The sequence below is a fragment of the Micromonospora sp. GCM10011542 genome (assembly GCF_042650685.1).
Lineage (GTDB): Bacteria > Actinomycetota > Actinomycetes > Mycobacteriales > Micromonosporaceae > Micromonospora.
Window position 1 is genome coordinate 167,168 of sequence record NZ_JBHSBO010000016.1, and the last position, 15,556, is coordinate 182,723.

Sequence of the window (15,556 nt, forward strand, 5' to 3'; positions counted from 1 at the left end):
CGGCAGCGGGGTCGCTGACCACGGGTCGGGCGAGCGACGCGCCGGGTGAGGCTGGCCACAGCGTTGGGGGTCCGACGGGGTGGGTGGGGAGAATGGCCGGCCGTGGACCCCGTATCGCTGACCACCCTGCTCACCGCCGCCGCCATGGCCGGTTGGGTCGACGCCGTGGTCGGCGGTGGCGGGTTGCTGCTGCTGCCGGCGCTGCTGGTCGCCGCGCCCGGCCTGCCGGTGGCCACCGCGTTGGGCACGAACAAGCTGGCCGCGATCTTCGGTACGTCGACGGCGGCGGCGACGTACGCGCGGCGTACCAAGGTCGACTGGCGGGTGGCGGGACCGTCGGCGGGGCTGGCGGTGCTCACCGCCGGGCTGGGCGCGGCGTTGGCGGGCGCGGTGCCGGCGTCGGCGTACCGGCCGGTGGTGCTGGTCGTGCTGGTGTCGGTGGCGGTGTTCGTGTTGCTGCGCCCCAAGCTCGGGGTGGTGGCGGTGCCGCAGCGGCGCACGCCGGCGCGGGTGGCGGCGGTGGTCGCGGTGGCCGGGGTGGGCATCGCCCTCTACGACGGGTTGATCGGCCCGGGCACCGGCACGTTCCTGGTGCTGGCGTTCACCGCCCTGATCGGGGCGGATTTCGTGCACGGCTCGGCGATGGCGAAGGTGGTCAACGCCGGCACCAACCTGGGCGCGCTGGTGGTGTTCGGGTTGACCGGGCACGTGTGGTGGCTGCTGGGCGCGGGGATGGCGGTGTGCAACATCGCCGGTGCGGTGCTGGGTGCGCGGATGGCGCTGCGCCGCGGGTCGGGGTTCGTGCGGGTGGTGCTGCTGGTGGTGGTGCTCGCGTTGGTCGGCAAGCTCGGCTACGACCAGTGGGTGGCGTGACGGCGGTCTACGCCGAGCACGACCGGGGCGTGCTGGGGCGCGTGACGACGCATCCCCGGGTACGGGGTCGAGGCCTGGGCGCCGCCGTGGTGGCGGCGCTGTGCGCGCGGCGGCGGTGCGGTTCACCGCGGTCGCGGACCACCGGGAGTACGCGCTGACCGCCCGGTAGGCGGGCGGGTCAGCCGCGGCGGCTGGGTGAGTCGAAGCGGCCGGCGCGGATCTCGCGCAGCGCCCGGCGGCGGATGTCGCCGCGCAGGGTGTCGACGTAGAGCCGGCCGAGCAGGTGGTCGGTCTCGTGTTGCAGGGCGCGGGCGAGGAATCCGCTGCCGGCGATGGTGAGCGGCTCGCCGTGCTGGTCGACGCCGCGTGCGGTGGCGTGCATCGCCCGGGCGGTCGGGAAGTACAGCCCGGGGATGGACAGGCAGCCCTCGTCGTCGTCCTGCAGCTCGTCGGAGAGCTCGAGGACGGGGTTGATCAGGTGCCCCCGGTGCCCGTCGGCGTCGTAGACGAACACCTGGGCGCTGACGCCGATCTGCGGCGCGGCGACGCCGGCGCGGCCGGGGGCGCCGAGCAGGGTGTCCATCAGGTCGCCCACCAGGGCGCGCAGCTCGGCGTCGAAGGTGGTGACCGGCTCGCACGGGGTGCGCAGCACGGGATCGCCGATGATCCGGATGGGCCGCATGGTCATGGGCGCAAGCGTATCGGTGGCGCCGTGGCGCTCACCGGCCGGCCAGGGCGGCGCGTACCGGTGCGGTCTTGGCGGCGGCCTCGGCGACCTCGGCGTGCGCGTCGCTGTCCCAGGTGATGCCGCCGCCGGCCCAGGTGTGCAGCTTCTCGCCGTCGGCGGCGGCGGTGCGGATGGTCAGGCCCAGGTCGACGCGGCCGGGGGCGACCCAGCCCAGCGCGCCCATGCTGGCGCCGCGCCCCACCGGTTCCAGGGCGTCGATCTGGGCGAGCGCGGCCAGCTTCGGCGCGCCGGTGACCGAGCCGCCGGGGCAGATCGCGCGCAGCAGGTCGGCCAGGCCGAGGCCGTCGGCGACGGCGGCGGAGACGGTCGACTCGGCCTGCCACAGCTGGCACCACTGGCGTACGGCGAACAGCTCGTCGACGCGGACGCTGCCGGTGGCCGCGACGCGGGCCAGGTCGTTGCGTTCCAGGTCGACGATCATGATGTGTTCGGCGCGTTCCTTGGCGGAGGCGAGCAGTTCGGCGCGGCCCGCGGCGGTGGCCGGGCGGGTGCCCTTGATCGGGCGGGTGATCAGCCGCCCGTCGGTGACCTCGACGAGGGTCTCCGGGGAGGCGCAGCCGATGGCCCAGCCGTCGCCGGTGAGGACGCCGCCGTAGCGGGCGCCGGGCAGCGCGCGCAGCCGGGTGAGGGCGGGTAGCGGGTCGCCGGTGTAGCGGGCGGCGGCGTGTCCGACGAGGTTGGTCTGGTAGACGTCGCCGCGGCCGATGGCGGCGCGGACCGCGTCGACGGCGGCGGCGTGCTGCCCGGGGGTCCAACTCTCCGCCCACGGGCCGAGCCACCAGTCGCCGCGCGGCGGCGCGGGGATCGGGGTGCGGCGGGCGTCGCCGTGGTCGTAGACGACCACCACGAGGTCCGGCAGGGCGGGCGCCGGGTCGGGTGCGCCGGGGGTGACGCCGGCCAGCAGCGCCCCGGCGGTGGCGGAGAGGTAGACGGCGGCGCCGCACGCCGCGCTGCCGCCGTGGGCGGGAGCGGGACGGGTCAGGTCGTGCAGGGGCAGCCCGTGCGCGGCGAGGAAGTCCTCGGCGAGCGCGGCAGGGTCACCGCCGTCGGCGCGGCGCCACTGCAGCCGAGCGCGTTCGCTCAGCCCGGCCCGACAGCCGGCCGGTGCCGACGGTGCATCTACCAGCACCTGTGGGAGCGTTTCCACGCCGTACGGTCCGATCTTCCTCATCCGTTCAGTGGATTTCCGATGAACCGAGTGGTTGCCTGCTCGTTGTTGGACACTTTCGCTTGGTACTGTGCGTCACTGGTCATGTGAACCATGACACAGTGCCCCCACAGTCCGGAGAACCCGATGTGCCAGCACCAACCCACCTGCCCCTCCGCCGAAGCCACCGACCGGGAAGCCGCACGGGTCATCGCCTGCTTCCCTGAGCAGGGCTGGAGCCTGCTCTGCAACGGTGTCATCATCTTCGAGGACACCGGCGAGCTGCTCCCCGACGGCAGCAGCATCGCCCCGCACCGCGGCCCCGCCCGCCACGCCCTGGTGGCCTGACCGACCACTCAGCGTCACCGAACTGCCGCCGTCGACCCAGGCTAGTCCCCCGGTCCGGGACGTACCGCCCAGGTCGGCGCGGCTGCCGGGGCGGCTGACGACCCCGCCCCGGCGTGCCGACGTCAGTCCTCGAACGCCTCCGGCGACGGGCACGAGCAGACCAGGTTCCGGTCGCCGTACGCGCCGTCGATGCGCCGCACCGGCGGCCAGTACTTCCCAGCCCGGTCCACCGCACCCGGGTACGCACCCACCGACCGCGGGTACGGGTGCGGCCACTCGTCACCGGAGACCATCGCCGCGGTGTGCGGCGCGTTGGCGAGCGGGTTGTCCCCCGCCGGCCACTCCCCGGACCCGACCTTGTCGATCTCCGCGCGGATGGCGATCATCGCGTCGCAGAACCGGTCCAGCTCGGCCAGGTCCTCGCTCTCGGTCGGCTCCACCATCAGCGTCCCGGCCACCGGGAACGACATCGTCGGCGCGTGGAAGCCGTAGTCGATCAGCCGCTTTGCCACGTCGTCCACGCTCACTCCGGTCGCCTTCGTCAGCGGCCGCAGGTCGAGGATGCACTCGTGCGCCACCAGGCCCTTGTTGCCGGCGTACAGCACCGGGAAATGCCCGCGCAGCCGCGCCGCCACGTAGTTGGCCGCCAGCACCGCCACCCCGGTGGCGCGGGTCAGCCCGTCGGCGCCCATCATCCGCAGGTACGCCCACGGGATCGGCAGGATGCCCGCCGAGCCGTACTTCGCCGCCGAGATCGCCGGCGTGGCGTCGACGTGCGCGCCGAGCGGGTCGCCGGGCAGGAACGGCGCCAGGTGCGCGCGCACCGCCACCGGGCCCACGCCGGGGCCGCCGCCGCCGTGCGGGATGCAGAACGTCTTGTGCAGGTTCAGGTGCGACACGTCCGCGCCGAACTTGCCCGGCTTGGCGAAGCCCACGAGGGCGTTGAGGTTCGCCCCGTCGACGTACACCTGCCCGCCGGCGTCGTGGACCTTCGCGCACAGCGACGCGATGCCGGTCTCGTACACCCCGTGGGTCGACGGGTACGTCACCATGATCGCGGCCAGGGCGTCGCGGTGCTTTTCGATCTTCGCGTCCAGGTCGACCAGGTCGACGTTGCCGTCGTCGTCGCAGGCCACCACCACGACCCGCATGCCGGCCATCACGGCCGACGCGGCGTTGGTGCCGTGCGCCGACGACGGGATCAGGCACACGTCGCGGTGCGCCTCGCCCCGGTCCTTGTGGTACGCCCGGATGGCCAGCAGCCCGGCCAGCTCACCCTGGGAGCCGGCGTTGGGCTGCACGCTGACCGCGTGGTAGCCGGTCACCTCGGCCAGCCACGACTCCAACTGCCCGATCAGCTCCCGGTACCCGGCGGTCTGCGCGTCCGGCGCGAACGGGTGGATGTGCGCGAACTCCGCCCAGCTGATCGGCTCCATCTCGGTGGTGGCGTTCAGCTTCATCGTGCACGACCCGAGCGGGATCATGCCTCGGTCCAGGGCGTAGTCGAAGTCCGACAGCCGCCGCAGGTAGCGCAGCATCGCCGTCTCCGAGTGGTGGCTGCGGAACACCGGGTGGGTCAGGAAGTCGCTGGTGCGGGCCAGGTCGGCCGGCAGGGTCGCGTCGGCGTCGCCGTCGAACGCCGGCACCCCGAACGCCGCCCACACCGCGTCCAGGTGGGCGCGGGTGGTCGTCTCGTCGCAGGAGACACCCACCCGGTCGGCGTCGACCAGCCGCAGGTTCACGCCCCGCTCGGCGGCCGCCGCGACCACCTCGGCCGCCCGACCCGGCACCACCGCGGTGACGGTGTCGAAGAACGCCACGTCGGCGACCTGCACGCCGCCGGCGCGCAGCCCGGCCGCGAGCCGCGCCGCCATCTGATGGGTACGCGCCGCGATGTCGCGCAGCCCGTCCGGGCCGTGGTAGACGGCGTACATGCCGGCCATCACGGCCAGGAGCACCTGCGCGGTGCAGATGTTGCTGGTGGCCTTCTCCCGCCGGATGTGCTGCTCGCGGGTCTGCAACGCCAACCGGTAGGCGGGGTTGCCGTCGGCGTCGCGGGACACCCCGACCAGCCGGCCGGGCAGCATCCGCTCCAGGCCCGAGCGCACCGCCAGGTAGCCCGCGTGCGGCCCACCGAAGCCCATGGGTACGCCGAAGCGCTGGGTGGTGCCGGCGGCGATGTCCGCGCCGATCTCCCCGGGTGCGCGCAGCAGCGTCAACGCCAGCAGGTCCGCCGCCACGGTGACCAGGGCGCCGGCGGCGTGCGCGGCCTCGATGAGCGCCGCGTGGTCGCGTACCGCGCCGGAGGCGCCCGGGTACTGCAGGTGCAGGCCGAAGAACTCCGCCGGCAGCTCGTCGGCGTCGACGTCGAGGACCCGCACGTCGATGCCGAGCGGCTCGGCCCGGCTGGTGATCACCGCGATGGTCTGCGGGAGCGCGTCGGCGTCGACCACGTACACCCGGCTCTTGCTCTTCGACGCCCGGCGGGCCAGGGTCATCGCCTCCGCCGCGGCGGTGCCCTCGTCGAGCATGGAGGCGTTCGCGGTGGCCAGCCCGGTCAGGTCGGTGACCATGGTCTGGAAGTTCAGCAGCGCCTCGAGGCGGCCCTGGCTGATCTCCGGCTGGTACGGCGTGTACGCGGTGTACCAGGCCGGGTCCTCCAGCACGTTGCGGCGGATCACCGCCGGGGTGTGCGTGCCGTGGTAGCCCAGCCCGATCATCGACACGGCCACGGTGTTGCGCGCGGCCAGGGCGCGCAGCTCGGCGAGCGCCTCGGCCTCGGTGGCCGGCGTGGGCAGGTCGAGGGTGCCGTGCCAGCGGATCACCTCGGGGATCGCGGCGTCCATCAGCTCGTCGATCGAGCCGTGCCCGACGACCTCCAACATCCGGCGCTCATCGTCGGGGCCGGGACCGATGTGACGGGTGGCGAACTGCTCTACGGTCATCAGGGGCACTCCCGGGGCGAGGTCGACGGATCGGCCTCCCCCTCTGTCGCGCCCGCACAGCGCTCCACAGTGCCTGCCCACGAGGTCCTTTTGCCTGAGAGGTTCCGGGGAGGATTTGCCCCTTCGGCGCCGCCCTGGCTGCTGCTGGGCGGTCTCTCCCACGTGGGTGTAGCCGGCATGGTCAACGCTACCAGCGCCGGTGTTTCCGGCAGATGTCCTACCCCCGCGGTGATCTACACCGCGGCGGGCTCGACCGCCGCGGGGGCGTCTGCCGTGCTGCTCAGCGGGGTCGGCGTGCGGCCGGCGACCCGGTCGGCCAGGGCGGGCAGCACCTCGCCCAGCGGCGCGTCGAGAGTGTGCGTGGCGTGCCCGTCGCCGCGGGTGGGCCCCTGGTTGACGATCACCACGGGGATGCCCCGTTTCGCGGCGCGGATCACGAACCGGCGACCCGACATCACGGTCAACGACGAACCCAGCACCAGCAGCGACCGGGCCTGTTCCACCAGGGCGAAGCACCGGGCGACCCGGGGCGCCGGGACCGTCTCGCCGAAGAACACCACGTCGGGCTTGAGCATGCCGGTGCCGCAGATCCCGCAGTCCACCACCCGGAACGCCGCGACCTGCTCGTCGGGGAGATCCACGTCACCGTCGGGGTTCACCGCGGCGACGTGGGCGACGAAGTCCCGGTTGGCCTCCCGCAACCGCCGGTCCAACTCCTCCCGGGAGGTCAGGTTGCCGCAGTCCAGGCAGGTCACCTCGTCGAGGCGGCCGTGCAGCTCGACCACCGAGGCGCTGCTGGCGGCGGCGTGCAGCCCGTCGACGTTCTGCGTGATCACCGCGTCGATCAGGCCGGCGTGCTGCAGCTGGGCCACCGCCCGGTGGCCGGCGTTCGGCGCGGCCCGGGCGATCAACCGCCAACCGAGGTGGCTGCGCGCCCAGTAGCGCCGCCGGGCGAGGGGGTCGCGGGTGAACGCCTGGTAGGTCATCGGGGTGTGCCGGCGGGCCGCGCCGCTGGGCCCCCGGTAGTCCGGGATGCCCGACTCGGTGGACAGGCCCGCCCCGCTGAGCACGAGCACACCACCGTCGGCCACCAGGGCGCTCACCGCGTCGAGGGTCTGTGTCACCCCTCCATGCTGCCTCAGCCCACCCGCGGACGCCGAACACCGACGGTGAGCACACCGGTGCTGGTGGGACCGGCACCCGACCGAGCGCCGCCGGCAGCGCGTGGGCCCGCCGCTACGGCGCCGGTCGCCGGTAGGTTGGGTCCATGCGCGTCGTCATCGCCGGAGGCCACGGCAAGATCGCCCGACTGCTGGAACGGGACCTCACCGAGCGCGGCGACAGCGCCGTGGGCCTGATCCGCAACCCCGAGCAGGCCGCCGCGCTGCGCGCCGTCGGCGCCGAACCGGTCGTCTGCGACCTGGAAGACGCCGAGGTCGCCGAGGTCGCCGCGCACCTGACCGCAGCCGACGCGGTCGTCTTCGCCGCCGGCGCCGGCCCGGGCAGCGGCGCCGCCCGCAAGGACACCGTCGACCGGGCCGCCGCGGCGCTGCTCGCCGACGCCGCCACCTCCGCCGGGGTACGCCGCTACCTGCTGGTCTCCTCGATGGGCGTCGACGACGCGCCCCGGGCGGGCACCGACGAGGTGTGGGCGGCGTACCTGCGGGCCAAGAAGGCCGCCGAGGACGACCTGACCGGCCGCGACCTGGCCTGGACGGTGCTGCGCCCCGGGCGGCTCACCGACGACGAGCCCACCGGCCGGATCACGCTGGACCGGCACGTGCCGCGCGGCGACATCAGCCGCGCCGACGTCGCCGCGGTCCTCGTCGCCCTGCTCGACGAACCCCGCACCGCCGGCCTGACCCTGGAACTGACCGCAGGCCCGGACCCGATCGGCCAGGCGGTCCGCGCCGCCACGCACCGCTGAGCCCGCCCTCAGTCGAGGCGACCGCCGCACCCCGATCCAGGGCCGCGACCGCGCCGCCGACACGTCACCCCGGTGGCCTGGCCGTGCGGGGGCGGTGGCTGGTACCCGTCGGGGCGGTCATGGGCGCTGTGGCGGATGCGTCGTAGGTCAGCGTGCGCCGGTCAATTCCAGCCGCTCAGCCGGCCCGCCTCCTTCAGGAAGACGACACCGTCGATCAGGTCGAGGTGAACCGGGTCCAACGGGAAATAGGCGAAATCCTGGGAGACGCGCGCAGCGGGCTTCGTGATGGCCTCGGACAAGCGGCGGGCGTCGACGAGGAAGCGGTCTCCCGGAAGCGTGGACAGCAGACCCTCGATGGTGTCGGGGGGCGCGACGTCGTCGCCCACCGTGCCGAAGGCTGAGGCCAGGAAGGCGTACCGGTCGCCCAGGTGCGCTTCGGTGATCGCCGCCGCGCTCCACCACTCCAACTGCTGGTCGCCGAGCGACATGAAGCTCTTGTTGCGCTGCAGGTGCAGATTGTGAGCGAAGACCAGGGCCGGGCCGTGGCCGGCGACGGCCCGCAGGTTGGCCGCCATCATCGCGTCCCGCAACCCGGACAGCCTGGCGATCCGGGCCGCAGACGTATCGGCCATCCAGTGGTGGTAGCGCAGCAGGCCGACCGCGGTGCGCCCGTACAGCGCGGCCCTCTCCCTGTCCTGCGCGCTCAGCCTCGGCAGCTGCGTGTCGAGCAGCGCCACCAGGTCGTCGGCGAGCAGCCGCAGCCGCTGGGCGTCGGCGGACTGGCCGATCGACTGCGACGGGTCCATGACCGTGGCTTCGTTCGTCCACCGCTCGTCCGGGCCGAGCAGCGTGTCGAGGGTTTCCCTCGTGCACGGCAGGGGGCCGTCGAGGAGAGCATGAAGGCCGGTGAGCGCCTGACGAGGACTCGCGGCCCAGTACTCCAGCGGCCCGTCGAAGCCGTGGAAGCGGAGCTTCTCGTCATGCTCCTCGTTGTACGCGCGCATCCAGCGCACGAGCTCCCGGTTGGCCGGTGACGCGCCGAAGCCGTGGCTGAAGCCGCGTTCCATGACGTCGTCGAGGTTCCCCACGCCCGTCGTGATGTAGTCGTCGACCAGGAGTCCCCTGAGGCAGTCGCTCTCGATGGCGAACGACCGGTAGCCCTCGTGCTCGACCAGATGCCGGAAGATCTCGTTGCGCTGCTCGCCCAGCGCGTCCACGAAGTGCCTGGCCTCGCCCAGCCCGAGCAGCAGTGGCCTGGCGGGAAGCGACCGCAGGAACGCCGAGATGCCCGCGCCGTCGAGCGGCCAGGCCATGTCCGTGATATCCATGCCTCAACGGTATCGTTGAACCAACAGTTTAAACTTCCTCCGCCAATCGCGGTCCTACGACGGACAGACCTTCAATCGGTGATGCATCCATGAGGCCAGTGGACCTGGCACGCGAGCACGGCCTGTCCGCCCAGGCGATCCGGAACTACGAGGACGCCGGCGTCCTGCCCGCCGCCGAACGCACCGCCCACGGCTACCGCATCTACACGCCGCTGCACGCGCAGGCCCTGCGGGCGTTCCTCGGCCTCGTGTCCGGGCACGGTCACCAGACGGCCACGTCGATCATGCAGGCGTTCAACCAGGACGCCACCGAGGACGCGCTGCGGCTCATCGACGAGAGCCATCGCCAACTCCTCGACGATCGCCGCACCCTCCAGTCCGTCGAAGCCGCGCTGCGCGATCTGGCGCCCGTGCCGCAGGAACGCGGCGACACCTACATCGGCCCGCTGGCCGGACGACTCGGCGTCCGCCCCGCCACCCTGCGCAAATGGGAGAACGCCGGGCTGGTCCAGCCGCGCCGCGATCCGCGGACGGGCTACCGGATCTACAGCCCGGCTGACGTACGAGACGCCCGTCTGGTCCACCAGCTCAGGCGGGGCGGCTACCTGGTGGAGCAGATCGCCCCGCTGATCGCCCAGGTCCGCTGCGCCGGAGGCGTCGCCCCGCTGGAGTCCGCCCTGCTCGACTGGCAGGCCCGCCTGTCCGCCCGAGGCCGCGCCATGCTCAAGGGCGCCGCCCACCTGGACGCCTACCTTCGTGCCCGTGAACTCTGACGCGGTCTGCCGACCCACCCGAGTGCGCCCTCAGTGTCGCGGGCCCGCGACCGGCAAACCCTCGATCCGGGCGGCGACCAGGCCCGGGACGTGCAGGGGCAGAACGGGGGCAGCCCACGCGTTCCCGGGGCACGGCCCGCGACCGCGGACCACACCCCGGGAACGCGGAGTCAGCGCTGCTGGTGACGCGGCAACGCCGCCTGCCCCACCGCACCGGACACCGGCTGCGCGGCGGTGGCCTCCTTCACGATCCGGTCCATCGTGCGGGCCAGATGTTCACTGCCATCGTCCAGATGCCGCGCCGCCGCCTGCATGTGCGAGATCATCATCTCGCCGAAGATGCGCAGCGCCTCCCGGGTGGCCACCGTGTCGTCGAAGCTCGGCCCCGCCGTGGAGCGGTACTCCTTCACCGCCCGCTCGGCCTCCTGCTTCGCCTCCTCCGTCGCCGCCCGCATGTAGCTCTCGTACTGCACCCGGGCGTACTCGGCGACCCGCCGCGCGTAGTCGTGCGCCTGGGCGATGATCTGCTCCGCCTCCCGCTGGGCCGCGGAGAGCAGATTGACCTCCTTGGCCGCCGGCGCCTTCGCCGCCGACGGCGCGCTCGGGATCACCCCGTGCCGGTGCAGCTCCACGTGGTCGTTGAGCCGCTCGTTCTCCGCCCGCAGGTTCGCGATCTGCGCCGAGAGCAGATCCAACTCGTCGGCGACCTGCATCCGGAAGCGGTCCACGTCACCGTTGTCGTAGCCGCGCCGGGCGAACGACGCCGCGCCGAACTCCCACCGGCGCACCCGGTCGGCGGTCATGCGAACCTGCACGGCGCCGGAGACCTGAATCCCGTCGTACCTACTGATCGGGGTCGCGCTCACCGAACACCTCCGGAAGTGTCACCGGCGGTCGACTGCTCCACCGCCGTACGCCAGGCCGGGCCGTACCAGTGCTTACCCAGCCCCTCGTGGTGCAGCTGACCCGGCTGGTAACCCGCCCGGATCAACGCCTGCACCGAGTGCGAGACCATCTCATCCGACCCGCACACGTACACGTGCCGGGACCGCCAGTCACCGTCGGCCAGCGCCCGGTCCACCGCGTGCACGAACTCACCCGGCCGGTCCAGGTCCGCACCCACCACGTACGTCACCGTCAACCACGGACACGACGACGCCAACTTGTCGATCGCGTCGCTGTCGTAGAACTCGCTACGCGAACGGGCCCCCACGTACAGGTCCACCCGCCGGCGCGAGCCCTCCGCCGCGACCTGCTCCACCAACGCCTTCACCGGCGCCCAGCCGGTGCCCGCCGCCAGCAGCAGCAGATCGCTGGATCCGGCCGACCAGAGCGTCAACCGGTCGCCCACCGGCGCGGCCAGGTGGATCTGGTCACCCACCGCCGTGCCGTACACCAGCCGCGACGACACCGCACCACCCGGCGCGGCCCGCACGTGCAACTCCAGCGTCCCGTCCGCGCGCGGCGCGTTCGCCGGCGAGTAGTACCGCCACGACCGCACCGACGGATGCGACACCCCGATCGACTGACCGGGGGTGAACGGCAGCAGGTACTGCGGGCGCAGCGTCAACACCGCCACGTCGAACGCCCGTCGCTCGTGCGCCACGATCTCCGCGACCCACCACGGCGGATTCACCGCCTCCGCGGCCTGCGCGGCCTCGGACATCACCTGCGCGACCAACCCGTACGCGGCCGCCCAGTCCTGGGCCAACTCCTCGGTCCACTGCTCGGCCAGGAAGTGCTGCAACGTCGCCAGCAACGCCTCACCGACCGCCGGATAGTGCTCCGCGCGTACCGCGAACTTGCGGTGGTCGGCGCCGAGATCCTGCAGGAAACCCACCAGCCGGTCCACCTGGTCCACATTGGACACGATGTGCCCCAGCGCGGTCACGAGGCGGTCCCGCTGCCCGGCCATGTTCGTGGGGAACATCTGCCGCGTCTCGGGATGAGCCAGGAACAACGTCGAATAGAAATAGAGCGGCACCTGGTCGCCGTGCGCGGCGACCAGGGACCAGCTCTGCTTGAGCCGGGCCGCGTCCACGCTCACGCGCCCGGACGGGTCCCGGTGGCCACCACCTGGTCCTGCACCTGCACCAGCACCGTCTGCACGTGCGCCAGGATGTCCGCCGGCACACCCAGCCCGGTCAGCGTCGCGATCAGGTGCTCACCCACCTTGACGTAGTGCTCCACCGGGATGTTCAGCGGCTGGTGCGCCTCGGCCAGCCCGCGGCCGGCGTACTCGTTCGGGCCACCCAGCACCACCGTCAGCATCAGAGCCAGGTGCCGCCGCTGACCCACCATGTCCACAGTGGTGAAGTAGCCAGCCAGGTCCGGGTCGGCGAGCACCCGGTCGTAGAACAGTTCCACAGCCGCCTTGACCGAACTGGCGCCACCAATGCGGTCGTAGTGCGAGGCGGGAGCGGTTTCTTCCGTAACCGTCACGGTCGTTCCTTCCGGGGTGAAGGGTCGCGCGGGGTCGGCGCGGAGGGGCAGTGGCCCACGGACACACAGCGACGCCGTACCGCAGCGACACCGGCACCGGGACCGTGTCGGACCATAGCGTGCCTCGGACTTCCGGTCAGTGCCCCCCTATCGGGTTCCCGACAAAAGCACACCACGAACGGTGACCACACCGACCAGTGCCGTCCACAGTCGGCGATCAACCACGCACGCAGCGTCATCCAGCATGGAAAACGGCGGGACACACTCCACCACCGACCGAGGGGCGCTGACCGAGAGTCATCAACCGAGCGGCAAAAAATACCGGCGCGTCGCCCACCGCGGCAGGCGACACCCGGACGTTCAGCCAGCCCGACGCCGCGCCCGCCGCGCCGCCAACTCGTCGCCGGCCGGATCCGCAGCCGCCGGCACCGCCGGGTCCACCGGGCCGCTCGCCGGCTCCGCCGGCAGATGCGACAACGACCCCTGGATCTCCTTGAACGCCCCGCCGATCGCGATCCCGAACACCCCCTGGCCGCCCTGCAACAGGTCGACCACCTCCTCCGGGGACCGGCACTCGTACACCGTCGTCCCATCGGAGATCAGCGTGATCCCGGCCAGATCCTCCACCCCACGCGACCGCAACGCCTCGATCGCCTTACGGATGTTCTGCAGAGACACCCCGGCGTCCAGCAGACGCTTCACGACCTTCAACACCACCAGGTCGCGGAAGGAGTACAACCGCTGAGTACCCGACCCGGACGCGTCGCGCACACTCGGCACCACCAGCGCCGTGCGCGCCCAGTAATCCAACTGCCGGTAGCTGATGCCCACCGCGTGACAAGCCGTCACACCCCGGTAGCCCACCGAACCGTCACCCTCGGTCGCCGAAACCGGCGACGCCGCACCCGGCTCGTCCAACTCCGTACCCGGATCGGGATCCCGTGGCTCGTGCATCCGGACAACCTCCCCGTCAGTGCGGCGACGCGTCGTTTCCACCGACGCGCACCCCTCGACACGGCAACCCTATAGCTGCCCTCAGGGGTTACCACGGAGGAACAGACGCGACACGCCGCGCAGCCAACGGAAAGATCACCAACGCCAGCGCGGCATCACCCACAGTGACGCCCGGCGCGAACACGAACACCAGCGGCCCGAGCGACCGGCTCAGCCGGCGAAGTCCTCCGGGCGCACCTGGTCCAGGAACTCGCGGAACTTCTCGACCTCGTCCTCCTGCTCGTCCGGGATCACGATCCCCGCCTCGCTGAGGACCTGCTCCGCACAACGAATCGGGGCACCCACCCGCAACGCCAGCGCGATCGAATCGCTCGGCCGCGCGGACACGCGCACCCCGTCGCCGATCAACAGATCAGCGTAGAAGACGTTCTCCTTGAGTTCGGTGATCTCCACCGCCCGCAACGGCGCCTGCAGCGCCGCCAACACGTCCCGCAGAAGATCATGGGTCAACGGCCGGGCCGGCTTGACCCCCTGCTGCTCGTAAGCGATAGCCGTGGCCTCGACCGCGCCGATCCAGATCGGCAGATAGCGGTCCCCCTCGACCTCCCTGAGCAGGACGATCGGTTGGTTGCTGGGCAGCTCCACCCGAACTCCGACCACGCTCAGCTCGCGCACCGCCGCCTCCGTGTCGTCGTCACCTACGCACCGCGCCCTTCCTAGCACGGTACACGGACCGCGACACGGCCGTCCCATGCGCTACAGCACCACGCCCGCGCCAGAAAGGGGTTACCCCGGCAAGCCTACGGCACGCTTCCCGCACCAGATCTTTCCGCTCGACCACACCCACGACACCGTCACCGGCCCAACGTCGAGCGCAACCCCACCCGCACCAACGCCGCGTGCAACTGCTGCGACAACGCCACCAACTCCCGCGCCGTCTCCGCCGCCCGCGCCCGCGCCGCCGGATCACTCTGCCGCGCCAACGGCGCCACCAACTGCGCGAACAACCCGACCTCGCGATCCGCGGCCGTCCGGTAACCCCGCAGGTGCCGCGGCTCCAACCCGTACGCCGCCAGACCCGCCACCGCCGACGCGATGATCAACGCATCCGCGTCGTACCAACCCGGCGGATCCGACACCAGCACACCGAGGCGCTCCAACTCCGACAACGTGGACTCGTCGATCCCGCTGCGCGCCACCAGGTCCACCCGGCCGAGCCGCACCTGCGACGACTCGGCCGGCTCCACGGACTCCCGGCCCGGCACCGCACCATCCGGGCCCACCGCCACCAGCGCCGGCCGCGACCGACCCGGCTGCTCACCCGACGAGTCCCACTCCGCCAACTGCTCACGGATCACCCGCAACGGCAGATACCGGTCCCGCTGCGCGGTCAACACGAACCGCAACCGCGCCACATCGTCCCAGCTGTACTTCCGGTAACCCGCCGCCGACCGCTGCGGCTCAACCAGCCCCTCGGCCTCGAGGAACCGCAGCTTCGAAATCGTGGTGTCCGGAAAATCCACCCGCAACTGCGCCAGCACCTCACCGATGCTCATCAGCGGCTGGGACCGGGCCGCCCCGGGTGGCGTGGAGGCCGCAGGCTCGTTCACCCCCGGCCGGCCTCCTCCTCCGGGCGCGGACCGGCGATGAACACCACCCGGAACTTACCGATCTGGACCTCGTCACCATTGCTCAACGTGGCCGCCTCGACCCGCTCACGATTGACGTACGTACCGTTCAGGCTGCCCACGTCGCGCACCGTGAACGTGCCACCATCACGGTGAAACTCCGCATGCCGCCGCGACACCGTCACGTCGTCGAGGAAGATGTCACTGTCCGGGTGCCGGCCACTCGTCGTCACATCGTGATCCAACAGGAACCGGGCGCCCGCGTTCGGACCCCGACGAACCACCAGCAGCGCCATACCCGGCGGCAACGAACCGGACATCCGGCTCGGCACCACATCGGTGTCCGGCCCCTCCAGCACTTCGTCGAGCGAACCGAGATTGAGCGTCGAAGTGACGTCGAGCGGGGGGAACTCGTCGTCTGGCCGCGTCATGGGACCACCTCA

At 72.2% G+C, this 15,556-nt stretch carries 16 protein-coding genes and 1 riboswitch; of the genes, 4 read left to right on the forward strand and 12 right to left on the reverse strand.

The window, feature by feature from the left end; all coding sequences use genetic code 11:
• Window positions 1-102 precede the first annotated feature (102 nt).
• The gene (locus ACFOW4_RS05735; protein ID WP_377525154.1) at window positions 103-873 is read left to right on the forward strand and encodes a sulfite exporter TauE/SafE family protein; all 771 of its coding nucleotides are present in this window, start codon (window positions 103-105) and stop codon (window positions 871-873) included.
• Between the two features lie 178 nt (window positions 874-1,051).
• Here ACFOW4_RS05735 and ACFOW4_RS05740 read toward each other — a convergent pair whose 3' ends face one another.
• Together ACFOW4_RS05740 and ACFOW4_RS05745 are read right to left on the reverse strand one after the other, a co-directional pair.
• The gene (locus ACFOW4_RS05740) at window positions 1,052-1,561 is read right to left on the reverse strand and encodes a peptide deformylase (RefSeq protein WP_377525155.1); all 510 of its coding nucleotides are present in this window, start codon (window positions 1,559-1,561) and stop codon (window positions 1,052-1,054) included.
• Window positions 1,562-1,592: 31 nt separating this feature from the next.
• Window positions 1,593-2,792 carry a chorismate-binding protein gene (locus ACFOW4_RS05745; RefSeq protein WP_377525157.1) on the reverse strand — a complete coding sequence of 400 codons (1,200 nt, stop codon included), beginning with the start codon at window positions 2,790-2,792 and terminating at the stop codon, window positions 1,593-1,595.
• Window positions 2,793-2,915: 123 nt separating this feature from the next.
• On the opposite strand from ACFOW4_RS05745, the gene ACFOW4_RS05750 reads away from it, so the two are divergent.
• Window positions 2,916-3,116, forward strand: a complete 201-nt coding sequence (locus ACFOW4_RS05750) for a DUF5999 family protein (RefSeq protein WP_377525158.1) — start codon at window positions 2,916-2,918, stop codon at window positions 3,114-3,116.
• A 122-nt stretch (window positions 3,117-3,238) separates the two neighbouring features.
• Here ACFOW4_RS05750 and gcvP read toward each other — a convergent pair whose 3' ends face one another.
• Window positions 3,239-6,061 (reverse strand): aminomethyl-transferring glycine dehydrogenase, encoded by a 2,823-nt coding sequence (gene gcvP / locus ACFOW4_RS05755; RefSeq protein ID WP_377525160.1) that lies wholly within the window; start codon window positions 6,059-6,061, stop codon window positions 3,239-3,241.
• 72 nt (window positions 6,062-6,133) lie between these two features.
• Window positions 6,134-6,232, reverse strand: a riboswitch (glycine riboswitch).
• 62 nt (window positions 6,233-6,294) lie between these two features.
• Entirely contained in the window at window positions 6,295-7,185 is an 891-nt protein-coding gene (locus ACFOW4_RS05760; protein ID WP_377525161.1) for an NAD-dependent protein deacetylase, read from the reverse strand.
• A 143-nt stretch (window positions 7,186-7,328) separates the two neighbouring features.
• Here ACFOW4_RS05760 and ACFOW4_RS05765 point away from each other — a divergent pair, with 143 nt between their 5' ends.
• Entirely contained in the window at window positions 7,329-7,988 is a 660-nt protein-coding gene (locus ACFOW4_RS05765; RefSeq protein ID WP_377525162.1) for an SDR family oxidoreductase, read from the forward strand.
• Window positions 7,989-8,149: 161 nt separating this feature from the next.
• Here ACFOW4_RS05765 and ACFOW4_RS05770 read toward each other — a convergent pair whose 3' ends face one another.
• Window positions 8,150-9,316: an erythromycin esterase family protein gene (locus ACFOW4_RS05770; protein ID WP_377525164.1), complete on the reverse strand. Its 1,167-nt coding sequence runs from the start codon at window positions 9,314-9,316 to the stop codon at window positions 8,150-8,152.
• Between the two features lie 89 nt (window positions 9,317-9,405).
• Between ACFOW4_RS05770 and ACFOW4_RS05775 the strand changes: the two genes are divergently transcribed.
• Entirely contained in the window at window positions 9,406-10,089 is a 684-nt protein-coding gene (locus tag ACFOW4_RS05775; protein ID WP_377525165.1) for a TioE family transcriptional regulator, read from the forward strand.
• Between the two features lie 170 nt (window positions 10,090-10,259).
• Here the strand turns inward: ACFOW4_RS05775 and ACFOW4_RS05780 are convergent, their stop codons facing one another.
• The 7 genes from ACFOW4_RS05780 to ACFOW4_RS05810 form a co-directional block, all read right to left on the reverse strand.
• Window positions 10,260-10,955, reverse strand: a complete 696-nt coding sequence (locus ACFOW4_RS05780; protein WP_377525167.1) for a DivIVA domain-containing protein — start codon at window positions 10,953-10,955, stop codon at window positions 10,260-10,262.
• Window positions 10,952-12,136, reverse strand: coding sequence for a globin domain-containing protein (locus ACFOW4_RS05785; protein WP_377525168.1), 1,185 nt, complete (start codon window positions 12,134-12,136; stop codon window positions 10,952-10,954). Before ACFOW4_RS05785 ends, ACFOW4_RS05780 begins: the two co-directional genes overlap by 4 nt.
• The gene (locus tag ACFOW4_RS05790) at window positions 12,133-12,531 is read right to left on the reverse strand and encodes a group 1 truncated hemoglobin (protein WP_377525170.1); all 399 of its coding nucleotides are present in this window, start codon (window positions 12,529-12,531) and stop codon (window positions 12,133-12,135) included. Before ACFOW4_RS05790 ends, ACFOW4_RS05785 begins: the two co-directional genes overlap by 4 nt.
• A 360-nt stretch (window positions 12,532-12,891) precedes the next feature.
• Entirely contained in the window at window positions 12,892-13,485 is a 594-nt protein-coding gene (locus tag ACFOW4_RS05795; protein WP_377525172.1) for a MerR family transcriptional regulator, read from the reverse strand.
• Between the two features lie 210 nt (window positions 13,486-13,695).
• Window positions 13,696-14,160 (reverse strand): bifunctional nuclease family protein, encoded by a 465-nt coding sequence (locus tag ACFOW4_RS05800; RefSeq protein WP_320068752.1) that lies wholly within the window; start codon window positions 14,158-14,160, stop codon window positions 13,696-13,698.
• Window positions 14,161-14,339: 179 nt separating this feature from the next.
• Window positions 14,340-15,041, reverse strand: coding sequence for a MerR family transcriptional regulator (locus ACFOW4_RS05805; protein ID WP_377525226.1), 702 nt, complete (start codon window positions 15,039-15,041; stop codon window positions 14,340-14,342).
• Window positions 15,042-15,091: 50 nt separating this feature from the next.
• Complete coding sequence (locus ACFOW4_RS05810; RefSeq protein WP_007071101.1) at window positions 15,092-15,544, reverse strand: FHA domain-containing protein; 453 nt, start codon at window positions 15,542-15,544, stop codon at window positions 15,092-15,094.
• Window positions 15,545-15,556 lie beyond the last annotated feature (12 nt).